This is a genomic window from Mycobacterium attenuatum (assembly GCF_900566085.1).
Taxonomy (GTDB): domain Bacteria; phylum Actinomycetota; class Actinomycetes; order Mycobacteriales; family Mycobacteriaceae; genus Mycobacterium; species Mycobacterium attenuatum.
The window spans coordinates 1-17359 of sequence record NZ_UPHT01000030.1; the positions used below are offsets into that span (position 1 = coordinate 1).

The 17359-nt window shown below is 67.3% G+C and carries 12 protein-coding genes, 2 tRNA genes and 1 pseudogene; 7 read left to right on the top strand and 8 right to left on the bottom strand.

Translation table 11 applies throughout. The annotated features are described in order from the left end of the window. Window positions 1–106 precede the first annotated feature (106 nt). Window positions 107–1354 carry an HNH endonuclease signature motif containing protein gene (locus EET13_RS04530; RefSeq protein WP_280177861.1) on the top strand — a complete coding sequence of 416 codons (1248 nt, stop codon included), beginning with the start codon at window positions 107–109 and terminating at the stop codon, window positions 1352–1354. A 125-nt stretch (window positions 1355–1479) separates the two neighbouring features. Here the strand turns inward: EET13_RS04530 and recD are convergent, their stop codons facing one another. From recD to recC, 3 genes are read right to left on the bottom strand one after another with little or no spacing between them, the layout of a single operon-like run. Then, window positions 1480–3198, bottom strand: a complete 1719-nt coding sequence (recD, locus tag EET13_RS04535) for an exodeoxyribonuclease V subunit alpha (RefSeq protein WP_122441180.1) — start codon at window positions 3196–3198, stop codon at window positions 1480–1482. Then, on the bottom strand, window positions 3195–6473 hold the full coding sequence (gene recB, locus EET13_RS04540) for an exodeoxyribonuclease V subunit beta (protein WP_122441181.1): 3279 nt from the start codon (window positions 6471–6473) through the stop codon (window positions 3195–3197). Before recB ends, recD begins: the two co-directional genes overlap by 4 nt. Further along, a complete protein-coding gene (gene recC, locus EET13_RS04545) occupies window positions 6473–9760 on the bottom strand; it encodes an exodeoxyribonuclease V subunit gamma (protein ID WP_122441182.1) in 3288 nt (1095 codons plus the stop codon). The genes recB and recC overlap by 1 nt, the downstream gene beginning before the upstream one ends. Window positions 9761–9907: 147 nt before the next feature. Here recC and cynS point away from each other — a divergent pair, with 147 nt between their 5' ends. Both cynS and EET13_RS31180 read left to right on the top strand, forming a co-directional pair. Then, window positions 9908–10366, top strand: a complete 459-nt coding sequence (gene cynS, locus EET13_RS04550; RefSeq protein ID WP_122441183.1) for a cyanase — start codon at window positions 9908–9910, stop codon at window positions 10364–10366. After that, window positions 10356–10912: pseudogene (locus EET13_RS31180) on the top strand (patatin-like phospholipase family protein); the annotation flags it as partial. The gene cynS and the pseudogene EET13_RS31180, both read left to right, overlap by 11 nt. Here the strand turns inward: EET13_RS31180 and EET13_RS04560 are convergent. From EET13_RS04560 to EET13_RS04580, 5 genes are all read right to left on the bottom strand, one after another. Continuing rightward, window positions 10904–11383 carry a hypothetical protein gene (locus EET13_RS04560; protein ID WP_122441184.1) on the bottom strand — a complete coding sequence of 160 codons (480 nt, stop codon included), beginning with the start codon at window positions 11381–11383 and terminating at the stop codon, window positions 10904–10906. The pseudogene EET13_RS31180 and the gene EET13_RS04560 sit on opposite strands and share 9 nt — an antisense overlap. Further along, window positions 11380–13830 (bottom strand): molybdopterin oxidoreductase family protein, encoded by a 2451-nt coding sequence (locus EET13_RS04565; RefSeq protein ID WP_122441185.1) that lies wholly within the window; start codon window positions 13828–13830, stop codon window positions 11380–11382. Before EET13_RS04565 ends, EET13_RS04560 begins: the two co-directional genes overlap by 4 nt. An 81-nt stretch (window positions 13831–13911) precedes the next feature. Then, entirely contained in the window at window positions 13912–14607 is a 696-nt protein-coding gene (locus EET13_RS04570) for a crotonase/enoyl-CoA hydratase family protein (RefSeq protein ID WP_122441186.1), read from the bottom strand. A 79-nt stretch (window positions 14608–14686) separates the two neighbouring features. After that, window positions 14687–15532: a hypothetical protein gene (locus tag EET13_RS04575; protein ID WP_122441187.1), complete on the bottom strand. Its 846-nt coding sequence runs from the start codon at window positions 15530–15532 to the stop codon at window positions 14687–14689. A gap of 115 nt (window positions 15533–15647) precedes the next feature. Further along, window positions 15648–16364, bottom strand: a complete 717-nt coding sequence (locus tag EET13_RS04580; protein WP_122441188.1) for an MBL fold metallo-hydrolase — start codon at window positions 16362–16364, stop codon at window positions 15648–15650. A 184-nt stretch (window positions 16365–16548) separates the two neighbouring features. Here EET13_RS04580 and EET13_RS04585 point away from each other — a divergent pair, with 184 nt between their 5' ends. The 4 genes from EET13_RS04585 to rpmG all read left to right on the top strand — a co-directional run bounded on the left by EET13_RS04585 (window position 16549) and on the right by rpmG (window position 17321). Further along, window positions 16549–16758 carry a type II toxin-antitoxin system VapB family antitoxin gene (locus tag EET13_RS04585; RefSeq protein WP_122441189.1) on the top strand — a complete coding sequence of 70 codons (210 nt, stop codon included), beginning with the start codon at window positions 16549–16551 and terminating at the stop codon, window positions 16756–16758. 154 nt (window positions 16759–16912) lie between these two features. Beyond that, window positions 16913–16985: transfer RNA gene (locus EET13_RS04590), tRNA-Thr, on the top strand. Between the two features lie 47 nt (window positions 16986–17032). Further along, window positions 17033–17106, top strand: a tRNA-Met gene (locus tag EET13_RS04595). Window positions 17107–17153: 47 nt separating this feature from the next. Further along, entirely contained in the window at window positions 17154–17321 is a 168-nt protein-coding gene (gene rpmG, locus EET13_RS04600) for a 50S ribosomal protein L33 (protein WP_085179251.1), read from the top strand. Window positions 17322–17359 lie beyond the last annotated feature (38 nt).

The window sequence follows — 17359 nt, forward strand, 5'->3', positions numbered from 1 at the left end:
CCGACGACCGGAAGCCAACAGGAAAAGCTGGGCAGACCAGCGGTCGTCGCATCCCTACCACGCCACAAATCAAGATCAAAAATCAACAATTCACGCCACAACGTCCATCCGTGGATCGAGGCTTAGTGCGCGGTTGATGTCGGTCATCGCGTGGCGCACCTACCTGGTCCGCGACCCCGAGGCGCAGCGACTCGTCGATGCCGCGGTGGCCGAACACGTCGGCTCGTGGGGGCCGTTGTCGGCGTCTAAATTGGAGCAGGCCATCGACGGGTGGGTTGATCGCTACGACCCCGGTGCGCTGCGGCGCACCCGCGCGGCGGCCCGCAGCCGCGACGTGTGCTTCGGTGAGCCCGATGACGACGTGGGCACCGCCGCGTTGTGGGGCCGGCTATATGCCACCGACGCCGCGATGCTGGATCGGCGGCTGAAACAGATGGCCCACGGGGTGTGCGACGACGACCCGCGCACCCTGGCTCAGCGCCGCGCCGATGCGCTGGGCGCATTGGCCGCGGGCGCCGAACACCTGGTGTGCGGGTGCGGTCACGCCGCCTGCCCCCGCGGTGCCGGCGCCACTAACGAGCGGGCCAGCGGCGTGGTCATCCACGTCGTCGCCGAGTCCTGCGCGCTGGATGCTGGAACTGACCCGCACCTGTCGGGTGAGGCGCCCCCATCGCGGCCCATCACTCCGGAGATGACGCTGGCCGAGGCGTTGGCGCCGGACCCCGAACCCGATCAGCCCGCCGCGTCATCGGTCACGCCGCCGGCCGCGTTGATTGCCAGCGGGGGTGTGGTGCCTGCGCCGCTGCTGGCCGAGTTGATCCGCGGCGGGGCCACCATCAGCCCCGTGCGCCAACCCGGCGGCCTTGGGTTAGAGCCGCACCACCGACCGTCGGCCAAGCTGGCGGAGTTCATCCGCATCCGCGATTTGACGTGCCGATTCCCCGGATGTGACGTGCCCGCCGAATTCTGTGACATCGACCATACGGTGCCCTGGCCGTTGGGGCCCACACATCCGTCAAACCTCAAGTGTGCGTGTCGAAAACACCACCTGTTGAAAACGTTCTGGACGGCCTGGCGTGATGTGCAGCTGCCCGACGGCACGGTGATCTGGACTGCGCCCAACGGGCGGACCTACACCACCCGCCCGGGCAGCCGGATCTTCTTTCCCGCCTGGAACACCACCACCGCCGAATTGCCCCCAACACCAACACCCGCAACTACTATCGGTGACCGCGGCGTGATGATGCCGCAGCGGCAACGCACCCGAGCCGCCGAGGTCGCCCGCCGCATCAAATGCGAACGGGCACTCAACGATACCCACGTCGCCGAACGCAACAAGCCACCACCATTTTGACCAAGAGCGCTGGTGCACCATTGACAACCGACGGGGCTGCATTCAGCCGTATTTCCGGGGCAGCTATCACTGCCTGGCGGGCATTGCGCGGGTGGGACGGCGTGCACAGCCATCCGCCCTCGAAATCACCAACTTTGCAGGCGCATTCGCAGTCCCGTCGCCCGCACCGCACGTCGCTCGACCGCGGCCCGCACCGAATCCTCGGAGCCCACGACGCGCACCTTCTGCTTGGCCCGGGTGACCGCGGTGTAGAAGAGCTCTCGCGTCAGTAATCGTGAATCTTGGCCCGGCAGTAGCACCGTCACCTCATCGGCTTGGCTGCCCTGACTCTTGTGGATGGTCATGGCGTGCATGGTCTCGACGTCGGACAGCCGGCCCGTCGCGAAGTCGAGTGGCCCGGCGGTACCGGCCAGGACGGCGCGCAGGCCGTCCGCGCCCGCGACGGCCACACCGGTGTCGCCGTTGTACACCCGCAGCCCGTAGTCGTTCGCCGTCACCAGCAGCGGCCGCCCGGCGTACCACTGCGACCAGGGCGGCTGGCCCGTCTCTTCGGCCAGCCACGTCTCCACCTGCCGGTTCCAATGCGCGACACCAAAGGGTCCGCGCCGGTGCGCGCACAGCATCCGGTGCTCCTCCAGCGTGGCCAGCGCCTGGCCCACGGCTCCCAGCAGCGCCGCCTGCCGCAGCCGCAACGCGTGCGGCACCAAGACCGCCCGCAACCGGGGCGTCGGGTCATCGTCGTCGACGAACTCGATGTGCTCGTCACCCGATCGCAGCGCGGTGAGCACCTGGTCGGTGTCGCCGTTGCGAATCGCATCGGCGAGTGTCCCAATCACTTTGCCGAACCGGTGCGGCGTTCGCAGCGCCGCCACCCGCACGTCGTCGCGCGCCGCGAGCCCGTCCACCAGGTCCGCCAGCACCGCGCCGGCTTCCACCGACGCTAGCTGGTCGGCATCACCGACCAGGATCAGTCGTGCGCCGGGACGCACCGCTTCCAGTAGCCGCGCCATCAGGGTCAGCGACACCATTGACGTCTCGTCGACCACGATCACATCGTGGGGCAATCGATTACCGCGGTCGTGCCGAAACCGCGACGATGTGTCGGGCCTGCTGCCGAGCAGGCGATGCAGCGTAACCGCTTGCAACTGGCCGACTCTCAGGCGATCTGCGGCATCGAGACGAGCCACCTCGTGGTGTACCGCCTCGGCCAGCCGCGCCGCCGCCTTGCCGGTCGGTGCGGCCAGCGCGATGCGGGGCCGCGACCGGCCGGCCAGCTCCGCCTGTTCGGCCAGCAGGGCCAGCAATCGCGCGACCGTGGTGGTCTTGCCGGTCCCCGGCCCACCGGTGAGCACCGTGACCCCTTGCGCGAGCGCGATTTCCGCTGCGGCGCGCTGCTCGCGGTAGTCGGACGGGAAAAGTCGCTCGAGGGCCGGCATGTGGACTGTCGACCGGCGAGCCAGCAGGGCCAGCAGGTCATCACACACCTGCTGCTCCTCGCGCCAGTACCGGTCGAGGTAGAGCAGCCGGCCGTCGTAGAGATGCAGCACCGCCGGATCGGTCAGCAACGTGCTGGCACTCACGGCGGCCAGCCACTGCCGCAGTTTCGGCCACGGTGCGTCGTCGGAAATCCCCGCGATGGTCGACAAGTCGACGCACACCGAGCCGGCCCGCAGTGCCCGCACCGCCAGCGCCACGGCCAACGCCACCCGGTCGTCTGTCTCCTTACCCAGCGCGCAAAGCCGCTGTGCGACGTGGACGTCCGCAACATCGAGTACTCCGGCGTCGTTGAAGCTGCGCAGCAGTCCCGCTGCGGTGATGGCGGTCTCGACGTCGGCAACGCTCATTCGGGAGGTACCCCGTCTTCCAGTAGGTCCGACAGTGCCACCACCAAGTCGGCAGGTGCGCCCCAGCCGAACACACCGGCCGGGTGCCCGTCCCAGATCGGCGTGGTGACACCACACATGCCCCGCACGAACAGATACAGCACCCCGCCCAGATGCCGCGCCGGATCGTACCCGGACAAGCGCCATCGCAGAAACCTATGCAGCACAACCACATACAGCAGCGCCTGCAACGGATAGTCAGAATGCAGCATGGCCTCGGTCAGGCGGGCCACACCGTAGTCGGCGGCGGTGGGACCCAAGTGGTTGGTCTTGTAGTCCACTACCAGGTAGCGCTGCTGCGGCAACCGCAGCACCACGTCTATCGACCCGGACAGATACCCCCGCAACGACTGACCGCCCAAGCCCGGCGACGTCAACCGGTCGGCATAGGACGAAAACGGATCACTGCGCGGCAGGTGCAACCGCAGCAGCTCGCCCACGTCCGACAAAGACACCCGAGACACCCGCGGCGCGCGGTCCCGCAGATCTCCGCCCGCCAGCGGTATCTCGAAGTCTAGCTCCCGCAGCCGATCCCGCACACCGACACCGCGCAACGTCAAGCCGTCGGCCAGCGGACCCAGCGGCGAATCGTGCATCGGCACCAGCGCCGTAGCCAGTTCGGCGGCATCGGCATCGACCGGCCACCACGGCGCATGCCGTCGCACCTGCGCCTCGAGTTCGGCGGTCAAGTCGGTCGCCTGCGGATCGGCCGTTTCCAGCACCGCATGTACCAGCGATCCGAATGCCGCGCCGGACGGCATGGCCGCCAGCGGGGAGTAGAGGTCGGCACCCGAACCGGGCTCGGCCACGACCACCGCGGCCACCTCGTCGTCGCGCACGGCGACCTCCGGCTCGCTGGTCACGCCGGCCGGCGCGACCTCTTCAGCGGCGCGCACCAGCGCCGAATACGACGTGCGCCGCCAGCTGGTGTCGATCCGGCGGTGGAAATGCCGGACCGCGAAACCGTCAGCCGGCGAGGCTGTTTCGACGGCGGCGGGGGAGACAATCGTCGATTCCTCGACCGAGGGTCCGCCGGCTTCCTGCCAGCGCGTGAACACCGCCCACGCGTCGTCGTCGGAGATACGGGGTGTGCACTTGTCCGGCACCGCTGGATCAACGCTGCCACGACCGCGCAGTATCCGCGACAGGCCGCCGTTGACCTCGTCGACGGTGGGAGCCCACCAGGCCACCACCTGAGACTGCGCCCGGGTAAGAGCAACATAGGTCAGCCGGACGTTGTCGCGCGCGGCCTCCTTGCGATTCAGCTCCTCCACAGATCGGTTCTTCTCGCCGCCGAGGTAGAGGCAGCGGGTATCGGTGTCGTCGTGATACAGCAGGACGTCGTCACGCCGCACGTTGCGGTTGAACAGGAACGGTAGGTAGACGATCGGAAACTGCAGACCTTTGGCCACGAACACCGTCATGATCTGGACCGCTGCGGCGTCGCTGTCCAGACGCCGGTTCTGCTCGTTGGCACGGGCGGTTTCGTCGCATCGCCCGCGCAACCAATCACGCAGGGCCCCAAGGCCGTATCGTTGCCGATGGGCCGCTTCGTGCAACAGCTGCCCGATATGCGCGAGGTCGGTCATGTGGCGCTCGCCGCCGCGCTGCCCCAGCACCCGGCGCGCCATGCCGCCCAGCTGCGCGGCCTCGAACACCGCTGCCGCACCCCGGTGCCGGGCCTGGTCCGTCCACTCGCGCAGCGTCGCGGCAACCCGGTCGGTCAGCGTGTCACCCTCAGCGGCGAGCGTTTCCGCGGTCTCGCCGAAGAACATGGTGCAGGCGGCGGCGCGGACCAGCCCAGTGCGCTGCGGCGCGTCGAACGCCTCCAGCAGGCACAGCCAGTCTTTGGCCGCCCGGGATGCGAACACATCCGTATCGCCGGTGTAGACCGCCGGAATACCGGCCTTCGCCAAGGCATCCCGGCAGGCCCGCGCGTCGCGGTGCTGCTCGACGATCACCGCGATGTCCCCGGCCGCGACCGGCCGGCCGGCAAAGCTGGCGCCGCTGGACAGCAAGGATGCGATGTCGCCGGCCAGGTCTGCAGGAATGTGGTTGCGTAACAATTTGATTGGAACATTAGCGGTACCGCCGTAGCCGACGGCGGACCGCTTGACGACGCGCAGCCGAAACGGCGCACCGTGCGGCGCCCCCGCCAGCCGGTGTCCGTCGTGGTGCGCCTGGATGTCGTGCACCACGATCTCGGGATGGCCCAGTGCGGCACCCCGCAGCACCTTCTGCAGGCTCTCGACAAGCACCCCGTCACTGCGCCAGTTGACTCCCAGCGTGTATCGGGCGTCGGCCGCGCGCGCCGCCTTGAGGTAGGTGTAGATGTCGCCGCCGCGGAAGCCGTAGATGGCCTGCTTCGGGTCACCGATCAAGATCAGCGCCGACTCGCCGCGAAAGGCACGCTCGAGGACCTGCCACTGGACCGGGTCGGTGTCCTGGAACTCGTCCACCAACACGATTCGCCACCGGCGCCGCATCCGGTCGCGAGCCGGTGAGTCCACTGCTGTTAGGGCTTCCGACAGCCGCAGCAGCAAGTCGTCGTAACCCAGAATGCGCAGCCGGCGCTTGCGCCGGTCCAACTCGTCGAGCACCCGTTCGGCGAAGTTCAACCGGACAGCGGCGGCGCTGTCCGGGTCGGGATCTAGCGGGCGCCGCTGCGCATACGGATCGGCGACGACGCTGCGGGCCAAATCGAGTGCCTGTTCGTACGTCAGCACCGGATCGGTGCCGCTGTTGGCGAAGTGCGCCAGGTAAAGATCGTCGACGATCTCGGCCACCAGCTCGTCAAGGCTCTCCCGCAAGGTGAAGCCGGAGTCGGTATCACCGGCCACACCAAGCGATCGCAGCACCGAGCCGCAGAACTCGTGCGTGGTGGCGATGGTGGCCGCGTCGAAGTTGGCCAGCGCCGCACGCAGCCGGGCTAGCCGCCCGGCGCGGGCGGTCTCGTCGCACCACAGGTGCCTGACCAATTCAGTACCGGGCGGTACCCGGCCGTCGAGGGCCGCCACCGCCTGCACGATCTGGTCGCGGACGCGTTCGCGAAGCTCGCGGCTGGCCGCTCGGTTGAACGTGATCAGCAGCATCTCGTCGAGGGGGACGTCGGTCTCGGCGAGGTAGCGGCTGACCAGGCCGGCCAGCGCGAATGTCTTGCCGGTGCCCGCGCTGGCCTCCAGCACGACGGTGGCGCCACGCTGCGGCAGTGGACCCAGCAGGTCGAAGTGCTCCATCAGCCGGCCCCCTCGGCGCCTAACAGCGGCAGCCACAACCGGGCCGCCAACGCCCCCAGTCGGGTGTGCTCGCCGGGCATCTCTTCGCCCGGACGGGGCGGGCCTAGCAGCACCCCGAACGACGCGTTGTCGCCCCACACCCGCACATGCGCGGGCTCTCCGTCGTCGCCGTCGCGAAACCTGTTGGATTCCCACCTTTCTCGCGCAGCAGCGATCGGGTCGTCGCCGTCACGGCGTGCCTGCGCCCACGCGTAGGACGTTTTCAGCGGCAGCGGTAACGGCTCGCGCCGGCCCGCGTCGTACAGCGACACCAGGTCGCGCAGGACGGCGACCGGGGCCGACGGCGGCGCCAATAGCCGCGTGGCGGTGCGGTTCCTGCTGGTTCCGCGGCCCATGCACACGGCTGTCCAATCGCGGCCCGGCCGGTCGGCCGCGAGAGCGACCAACCCGATCCAGGATGTCAGCACCTGCTTGGCGGCCAGCTTCGAGTACGTCACCGACACCAGGCGCTGGCCATACACGGGTGCGACGGTTCCGGTGAGCCGGCGTCCGGCGCCCAGATCGATATCGACGTCGTAGGCGTCGCCGTCGACGGCCAGGTACGGCAGCGCGGCTTTGGCGAGGTCGCTTGCACACGTGAGGATTTCCTTCGCCTTGCGAACGCCCAGCCGCCCGGGCGGCAATGTCCCGCGTCGCCATTCGGCGTTGGCTGCCGCCTCCGGATGCATGCCGCGCAGGATGTCGCGCAGCATCCGGTCACCGACCGTCCAGGCCGTCAGTGCGTCGATCTCGACGGGCATTTCGTCCTCGACGGTGTCGACGTCCCAGGGCAGGGTGACGTCGAGCGTGCGGAAGAATCCTTTGACGGGGTTCTTGAAGAAGTCGAGCAGATCGGCCAGCGCCACGTCGGTGATGGGCGGCTCGGGCAGCCGATCGCTGACAAAATCCCATGGTGTGCAGCGTGTTCCGGCGGCCGCCTCGGCGGCCGCCAGCGCAGCGGGATCAAAGGTGAACGGTGTGGCGGGGACCAGTGCGCCGGGCGTGACGTTCCTACGGTCGAAGGGTTGCAGCGGATGTCTGGTGAGAATCTGCGGGCGAACCGGCGCCGACGTCGTGCGATCCAGCGTGTCCAGCAGCTCGGCGAGCGGCACGGCCGGCGGACGCAGCTGGCCGGTGTGTTCGTCGGCGCCGGTGAAGGTGATTACCAATGTCTCGGTGGCCGAACCGATCGCGTCGAGCAGCAACTGGCGATCCTCGGAGCGGATGTCACGCTCACCGGTCATCGGTGCACGTGCCAGCACGTCGTCGCCGTCGGGCGCGCTGTGCCGCGGGAAGATTCCGTCGTCGAGGCCGAGCAGGCACACCACCCGATGCGGCACGGACCGCATCGGCACCATGGTGCACACGGTCAGGGTGCCGGTGCGGAAGTTGGCTCGCGTGGGACGTCCGGCCAGGTGTTCGCCCAGCAGCGCATGCACGTCGGGCAGCCGCAGCAGGGTGGCCGCACGCGGGCCGGCTTGCGCACGGACGCCGGCGAATTCGCGCTGCAGCTGCGCCTGCTGCCAATCGTCGCCGCAGCGGGTGAGCAGGGTGACCCCGTCCGTCAACGCATCCAGCCAGTCGGTCAACGGCATTGCGCCACTGAGTCGCTGAACGGCGTGATGCAGCCGCGCGACGTACTCGGCCAGCCGGCCGGCCAGCTCGACTCGGTTGCTGCCGACGTCGTCGAGGGGCAGCGCGGTGTCCAGCCACGCCCGCGAGTCGTCCGACATGGCCACACCGGTGAGGATGCGGTCGATGCCGAACCGCCAGGTGTTGTGCAGGAAATGGTCCAGCCCGTACGGCCGGCGATGTCGCGGGTCGAATCCCCAGCGGATGTTGGACTGGCGCACCCAGTCGGTGATCACGTCGAGATCGTCGTCGGTGAAACCGAAGCGGGCGCGCACCGCCGCGTCCTGCGCGAGGTTGAGCACCTGGGTGGCGGTGGCGCGGCTAGCCGCAATGCCGAGCAGTTCGGCGGCGACCCCGAGCAGCGGGTTGGTCTGGGTGAGCGCGCGGTCGGCGAGCCGGACCCGCAGCCGGTGCGCGGGATGCGCGGCGGCGGCTACCTCACCCAGCCCGAAGCCGGCCACGATCAGCGGCGCGTAGGTCTCGATATCGGGACACATCACCACGATGTCGCGCGGCTCCAGGGCCGGGTCGTCGTCGAGCAGGCCCAACAGCACTTCCCGCAGCACGTCGACCTGTCTGGCCGGCCCGTGACACGCATGGACCTGTACCGACCGGTCGCCGACGACAAGTCGCCGCCCGTCCGGCCGGGTTGCGTTGGCGGCGATGTCGGCTTGCAGCCAGCCCAGCAGCGTATCGGGTCTTGTTGCACCGCAGAGGAATTCGTCGCTCGCCGGAGCTGTCGGCAGCGCGCGCTGCAGCTCGCGCAGATCGCGCCCCAGGGTTTGCAGCAGCGGATGCCTGGCGGCGCCCTCACTGGTGTCCTGGCGTCGCGGCACCGCGCCGTGGACACCGGCGAGCGTTTGCCAAAGATCGTCGCTGGGGTGCGGCAGCCACAGGTGCAGATCGTGATGCGCGCCCAGTGCGCCGAGCAGTTCCACGTCGGTGCACGCCAAGCGGGTGTGCCCGAAAAGCGACAGCCGCGCGGGCAGATCGGCCGGGCCCTCGCTCAGCCGGGCGACGGTGTCGCGATGCCGCAGGTGCGGCGGATCGGCCGGGACCGCGGCTACCAGCGCTCGCCACAATTCGGCCTGCCATGCCAGGTCGGCGTCCACGTCGCCGAGCTGCCCGTCGAGCCAGCCGGCCAGCAGCCCGGGACGCTGCCGGGCGTAGGAGGCGAACAGCCCGGCCAGGCGGCGCGCCACCGAATAGCGGCGGGCACAACGCAGCTCGGCCTCCACGGCGTCGGTGTCGAAGTGGCCCAGGTGAGTTGCCAGTGGGCGGCACCACGGCTCGTCCAGGCCGGCGTCGATCACCTCCAGCAGCGGCCACGTCATGGCCTCGGGGGACCACGGATCGGCGTCGGCGGCCCCGGTGATCTCGGCGATCAACGACTGCGGACTTCGGAATGCGATGCCGGCACACACCCCGTCGCCGTTCGGGCCGCCGCGGCTGCCCAGTAGATGGGCCAGACGCTGGCTCAACCAGCGTTCCATGCCGCGGGCCGCGACCAGCACCAGCTCCGATGCGAACGGGTCGGGCAGCGGATCGGCCAGCAGGGCGCCGAGTCCGTCGGCAAGGTGGTCGGTGCGCTCGGCACGGTGGAGATGAAGTGCCATTGCGGGCCACCATAGCCGCCGACGGCGCGCTGGTGGGCGCCGGACGCCAAAATGCGGGTGCCGGCGCGCAACCGCGATCGGCGGCCCTTTCGCCGGTGTCGACCACCAAGGACACTGTGACCGACGGCGGCCGTGCATCCTGGGGTGATGAACAGAAACCAGATCACCGAACAGATCGTCGTAGCTCGCATGGCGAAGGGGCTCAGCTGGCAGCAGCTGGCCGACGCCGTCGCCAGGCCGGTGGCGTGGACGACGGCGGCGCTGCTTGGACAGCACCCCATTCCCGCCGAACTCGGCAAGGTCTTGATCGAGATGCTGGGCCTGGACGACTCCGCGGTGCCGATCCTGGCTGCCCCGCCGATGCGCGGCGGTCTGCCGACCGCGGTGCCCACCGACCCCACCATCTACCGCTTCTACGAAGCGCTGCAGGTCTACGGTGGCGCGATCAAGGAACTGATCCACGAGAAGTTCGGCGACGGCATCATGAGCGCGATCAACTTCAGCGTCGACGTGCACAAGAAGCCACATTCCTCGGGCGACCGCGTGGTGGTGACGTTCGACGGAAAATTCCTCCCCTATCAATGGATTTCGGCTGATGACCAATGACGCGGCGGTAGCCCGGTCGCTGCGGGCCGACCTCATACTCTCGGGCGGAGCCGTCAAATTCATCGGCTTGGTGGGCGCTATTGTCGCGCTCATGGACGCCGGATATTCGTTCCCCAGGGTGGCGGGCGTCTCTGGTGGCTCGGTGGTCGGGGCGATCCTTACGGCCGCGCTCAACGGCGACCCGCTGACCAGTGCCGAGGTCAAAGAGCTCGCGCTTTCGGTACTACTGCGCAAATGGCGTGACGCCGCGCGTTTCCCATCCTCGGTCGGGCGTGGGGTCTGATGCGGGATACCGGTTTGTGCCGTGGCGATTTCGCATACGACTGGATTCGCAGTGAGCTGAAGAACCTGGGGGCGATCACGTTTGGTGATCTCGCGCTCGACGGCGACCACCTGCTCAAAGAGCGGCGCTAAGGTGGTGGTCAACGCGACCGACGTGACGACCGTGCAGCAGGTCCGATTGCCGTGGGACTAGCTGACGCGGTACGGGCGTCGATGTCGATTCCGTTCTTCTACCGACCGGTCACCCTGACCAGCTCAGCTGGTGAGCACCTGTGGTGAAAGCTCCTTGAGCATCGCATTGGCCCAGCGCATCTGGCGCAGGGTCTCCGGATGGCAGCGCGCCGTCAGGTCCAGTAACTCCAGATCCTTGGCGGCCTGCGCGGCCTGACCCAGCAGCTCCCAGTCCAGGGATGCCCCGGCGGCGATCCGGTGTATTCGGCGCAGATCGGCCAGTAGCAACAGGGCCGGTTGCGGGCGGTGGCGCAGCATGGCGCTCATCCGCGTCTGCACGAAGCCGGTCAGCGCGCGGGTGCGTGGATCGGCGGACAGGCGCAACCCGTAGTGGCGGCCGTGGCTGGCCAGCTCTTCGAGGTGATGCCGCGACCAGCCGGCCTGGTCGTGCGCCAGGTGATAGATGTCCTGGTCGCTGCGGTGGCGGGCGGCCATCACGTTGAGTCGGTGGGCGAGTTTGCGTTCCGAGCGGTGCAATTCGCGAATGGCGAGCTTGAGCTTCACGACGCACCTCCACTGACCAGGGCCTCGGCTGCGCGGGCCGCTGCTCCGCCCACCGTATCGGGCACCGTGCCGTCGACCGGTGCCGACGCCGCCGTGGTCGGCGCATATGCGGCACCACCGGTTCCGGCGCGCAGTCGCCGCAGTCTTGAGGCCGCCGTCTTGTAGATCGGTTGTTTGGATACCGGATCCCAATCGGTCAGGGTGAGCTCGTTGGCGGCCCGCTGATGGTCATGGTCGCTCCCGGCGTCCCAGTAGCCGTAATGGAACGGCACGAACAACACGCCGTCGCGGATGCCACTGATCCGCGCGGCGCAGCGGATGCCGCCGCGCGGGGTGCTCACCTCGACGATATCGCCCTCGGCGATGCCCGAGCGGGCTGCGTCGCGCTGTGAGACTTCCACCCACACTTCGGGTGCAGCATTTTGAAGTTGTTGTGCCCGAGCCGTTTTGGTTCGAGTGTGGAAATGGTACAGGGTGCGTCCGGTGATCAATGCGAATGGGAAGTCGGCAGTGGTCGGCTCGTGCGGCGAAACATATTCGGCCGCTTTGATAATCGCTTTGCCGTAGGCGTTCATTGCGCGGTATTCGGTGGGCTCGAGCGGAGCGCCGGTGATCAGGTCTTTGCCGTAGGCCTCGCAGTAGTCGGGCATGGCCCAGAATTCGCCGTCCGTATACAGCCGTTCGGTGCCATCGGGATGCTCTGTGTTACAGGGCCATTGGATGCCACTGCCGCCGCGCAGCTTGTCGTAGCTCAGGCCGGTGTAGTCGCAGGGCCGCCCGGCGCTGCATTTCTTCCATGCCTCGAACGCCGATTCGGGATCGTTCCACCACAACAGCGGTTGGCCGTCCTTGTCGCGAAAGTCCATGCGCCGCGCATAGTCGAGAAAGATGTCCAGGTCGCTGCGCGCGGAACCTGGTGGCTCGACCGCCTTTTCGGACAAGTGCACGGTGCGGTCGGTATTGGTGAATGTTCCCGTCTTCTCGCCCCATGCCGCGGCGGGCAACACCACGTCGGCCAGCTCGGCCGTCTCCGTCATGAAGATGTCTTCGACGACCAGGAACAGGCGCTTCTGGGCCAAGATATCGCGGATCCGGGAGAGCTCCGGCAGCGACACCGCCGGATTGGTGGCGGTCACCCACAGCATCCGAAGCGTGCCTTCTTCGGCGAAGCGAAACATCTGCATCGCGTGCGTGGGCGGTGCATAGTGCGGGATCTGTTGTGGCTCAAGGTTCCATACCCGCGCCAAGTCGGCAATGTGGTCGTCGTTGGACCAGTTGCGGAAGCCGGGCAAGTCCCCGTCGGCGCCGCACTCGCGGGTGTTCTCGGCCGTCGGTTGCCCGTTCATCTGTAAGATTCCGCAACCCGGCTTGCCCAGCATGCCGCGCACCAAGTGAATGTTGTTGACCTGCACCGCTGCCGCGGTGGCTTGATGGGACTGGTAGAAGCCCTGCAACACCGTGGACAGCAGCCGCTCTGCCGTGCCGAGAAGCCTTGCCGCGCGGCGGATGTCGTCGGCTTCGACTCCGCAGATCTCGGCGGTGTGCTGCGGCGGGAACTCCGCCACCCGACTGCGCAACTCCTCGAAACCGACCGTGTGTGCGTCAATATAGTCGCGGTCGAGCCAGCCGTGCTCGATGATTTCGTGCAACAGCCCGTTCATCAGCGCCACATTCGTCCCTGGCAGCGGCGCCAGGTGAACCGTGGCCTCCCGGGCCACGGGGGTGCGCCGGGGGTCGACGCACACGATGGCGGGCGGCGTGTCGCCGGCCAGCCGGTCGAGCATCCGCGCCCACAGCACAGTCTGCGTCTCGGCCACGTTGTGCCCGTACAGCGCAATGACATCCGCGTGGTCGACATCGGTGTAGGAACCGGGCTGGCCGTCGCAGCCGAACGACTCCTTCAACGCCTCGGCGGCCGTCGCGGTGCACAGCCGGGTGTTGCCGTCGACGTGGTTGGTGCCGATCGCACCATGCGCGATGACGGCCTGGGTGTAGTACTCCTCGAGGAACAGTTGCCCGGAGGTATAGAAACCGACGGCGCTGGGACCGTGGCTGTCCAGCAGCTCGCGGCTACGCCGCACGATCGCGTTCATGGCGGTGTCCCAGTCACACGGCCGCAACTGCCCGTCACGGCGGATCAGCGGTGTGGTGAGGCGATCTGGCGATGCGTTGGCCTGCCAGCCGAACAGGTCTTTGGGATCGAGCCGGCCGTGGTTCACCCGGTCGACGGCACGCCCCCGGACGCCGACGATGCGCCCGTCCTTGACGGCGATGTCCAGACCGTCGCCGTTGGAGTGCAGCACCGCCGCTGACTGCACCCAGCGGTCCACCGCCTCCGGGCTCAACCCATCGGCGAGAAACTGGTCGATGCGCTGCGGCCAGTCCTGGCCTGCTGCGTAGGGGGTCCTGGTTCCCCATGGCTGGGCGATCCGGTCCGGCGTAACCATTCCGAATAGTTACCCGGCGGTGAAAATTCGAAACGCCGGGCTTTTTCGGCCGTTGACGGCCGTTGACGGCCTTTACCGCCGTTACACGCCGAATTCGGCTTCTATTCCGTCAATCGCGGCGCGCATGGCTTTCAGGGCGTCGGCGCGGGCGCGCAATTTGGTTGCGGCGTGGGCTTGCTGATTGAGACCGGCGAATTCATGCGCGGCTTCCTCGGCGCGGCTGAGCACCACTTCGGGCAACGCGATCTCGTCGATAAAGCCGGCCGCCAGCGCGGTTTCGCCGAAGAATGTCTTGGCCAGCCCGGCGGCTTGCTGGTATGCCGACGGAGTCAGCCGCAGCTTCAGGATTTCCAGGGCGGCGTACGGAATGGTCATGCCGATCGCGACTTCATTGGCCTGAATGTTGTACGCGTGCGCGGCAATTCGGTGGTCGCCGGAGGACAACAGGAACGCGCCCATCGCGATCGCATGACCGGTGCAGGCCATCACCACCGGCTTGGGATAGGACAGCAGCCGGTAGGCCAACTCGAACCCGCCGCGCAGCATGTCGATTGCTGGCTGCACCTCGCCGGAAGTCAGGACCTTGAGGTCGAAGCCGCCGCTGAACACCCGGTGATTGCCGGCGATGACCAGCGCCCCGGCGTTGTCCCGGTCGGCTTGGTCTATTGCTTCGTTGAGTGCCCGCTGCATGTCCGGGCCGATCACGTTGACCTTGCCGTCGTCCATCCGGATCACCGCGATGGTTTCGTCATGGGTATAGGTGACCGGGCCGCTCATGGTTACTCCTTTGGTAGGGAAGTCGATTGAATCAGATCGCCATGGCCGTGCGCCGCTTGCCCGGTCCGCAAGCGCGCCCTCAGACCCGCTGACTGCGATGCTTGCCCAACTCGCTTTCCGCGTCACCCCAGCGCAGGCTGACGTCGGTGGGCTCGTCGAGTTGGCGGGTTCGCCATCGGTCCTGGGTTTCCTGGACGGCGCGGTTGATCCGGTCGATCTCGCTGCGAAACACGTCGGGGCGCGTTTCCTTGCTGGCATAGTGGAAATACGTCAGCAGGCTGCGTAACAGTTCCAGCTTCTGCTTTTCCCGTTTCGCCAAATCGTGGGTCGTCATCAGCTCGATCCGCTGAACTGGCGGCAGAGCGTCCCAGTCCAGCACCACCTGCGTCTCCAGAGGACGCCGCCCGCGCCGCCAGAACCGCCACCCGTGCGGCTGCTCGGGGCGGTCGTAGTAGGTCACGATGCCCTCGAAACGGGATTCGACGCCATGGCCGATTTCGGCGCGGTCGAGCGCCGAATCCCACACCATCCGCCATTCCTGACCGGGCGCCAGCGTCGGCAATTCCCGGGGCAGCTGCAATTCGACGACATCGGCGTAACCGTCCGAGGCGTTTTCATATTCGGCCACGGTCGGCGGATTGGGAAACGAAAACCGAACGTTGTAGGCCGCGGTGCGACCGAAGTTCCGGACCACGAGTTCAATCACGTGCCAGTCCGCAACGTGGGGCTCCATCAGCATCGACACATATGGTCGTGTTTGCTCGAACGTCAGTTCACGATTTCGCCGAATCTGATAGTTCATCACGATCAGCGCGATAACGCCGAGCGCCAGCGCGGCCCACGCGGCCACCGCGAACCAGGTGCCGGACTCGACGTCGGTGACCCCATGCCAGCTGCTCTGGACCCACCCCATGGAATCCACCATCCGCTTATACCATCACATCGATCCGGCAGCGAAATTGCGTAAGCATGATCCTCGGTTTGGTCCTGGCATCGCGGCGGCGGGCACCCGGCGGGGATCAACCCGGGTCCGCCGCTGCTCAGCCGCCCATCAACATGCGCCACTGACCGAGGTCGGCGGCGCGATAGACATAGTTCGACCGCTTGACCTCCGAGAGCGAGGCACTGCGTGCGGCCGAATACCAGTGCCCCGGAAATACCGTCGGATCGCCGGGAAGCGCGGCGAGCTGTTGCAGGCTGCGGTAGATCTCATCGGAATCCCCACCGGGAAAGTCGGTGCGCCCGCAGCCCTCCAGGAACAGCGTGTCACCGGCCACCAGCCGGCCATCGAGCAGGAAACATTGACTGCCCGGGGTATGGCCCGGAGTGTGCAGCAACTCGATCTCGATGTCTCCGACGGCGACCTTGTCGCGGTGTTCGTGGGTGGTCAGGTCACTCATCGGAATTCCGGTCACCCGGGAAACCCACAATGCCTCATGGGTGTTCACGTGCACCGGCACGCTGGCCCGCTCCAGCAATTCGGCCAACCCCTTGAGCTCGAAGCCCATCATCGAGCCGCCGACATGGTCCGGGTGGTGGTGCGTCACCAACACCCCCGACAGGTGCATGTCGTCGGCTTCCAGCGTCTCGACGAGGTCGCCGGCGGCGTACGCGGGGTCCACCACCACGCAGTCGCCGGTCTGGCGGTCGCCGATCAGGTAGGCGAAGTTGCGCATTTGCGCGGCGATCATGTCGCCGGCGGCGAAATCGCGACCGGAGAGCAGTTGCCGGAAGTACAGCCGATCCGAATCTGACACGCCACCAGACTATGACTGATCCAAGCTCGGTCCAATCGGATCCTCGGACGCTCAGTCGGTGCGTGCCACCCGATCAGGTGCTGATCAGGCCGCGATCAGCCCAACGCCGGCCGCCCCATGACCTGGATACGAAATGCGGACCTGAGGTGATTACGGCGGCCAAACCGGTGGGTATTGTTGGCGCATGCGGAAGAAGGTCGAGATCGAGATCGACGACGATCTAGTCCAGGAAGCGATCCGTCGGTACGGTCTGGCCGATGCGCGCGAAGCGGTCCATCTCGCCCTGCGGACCCTTCTCGCCGAGGCCGGTAGTGGGGAGGCTGGCGAGGAGGAATACGACGAGTTCAGCGATCTCAGTGTGCTGGACCCACATCGGGGCAACCGCGGCGGCTGATCCGCACTGCCGTCATGGCTCCCGTCTTCACCACTTCACCGCACCGCTTCAGCCCGCTAGTTGCGCGGCACGTCGGACCCGTGGTTTGGTGACGCCGTGCGCCAGGCTGTACCCTCTTTTTGCCCGGGGCACGACTGGCCGTTACGGGTGAGCGGCCCCCTTAGCTCAGTCGGTAGAGCGTTTCCATGGTAAGGAAAAGGTCAACGGTTCGATTCCGTTAGGGGGCTCGGCGGACGCCGAGCAGGCGGGCAGCCCCGACCAAGGGCCGCCCAGAGGCGATGTAGCTCAGTCGGTTAGAGCGAACGACTCATAATCGTTAGGTCGCCGGTTCGAGTCCGGCCATCGCTACAACACAACATCGAGACGTTTGACATCAGATTCGAGAGAGAACCGCCATGGCTTCCAGTACCGACGTGCGGCCGAAGGTCACTTTGGCATGCGAGGTGTGCAAGCACCGCAACTACATCACCAAGAAGAATCGCCGCAACGACCCCGACCGCCTGGAGCTCAAGAAGTTCTGCCCGAACTGCGGCAAGCACCAAGCGCACCGCGAGACGCGGTGACCACATACGGGACGCAAACTGATTCGGTAGATTCGATA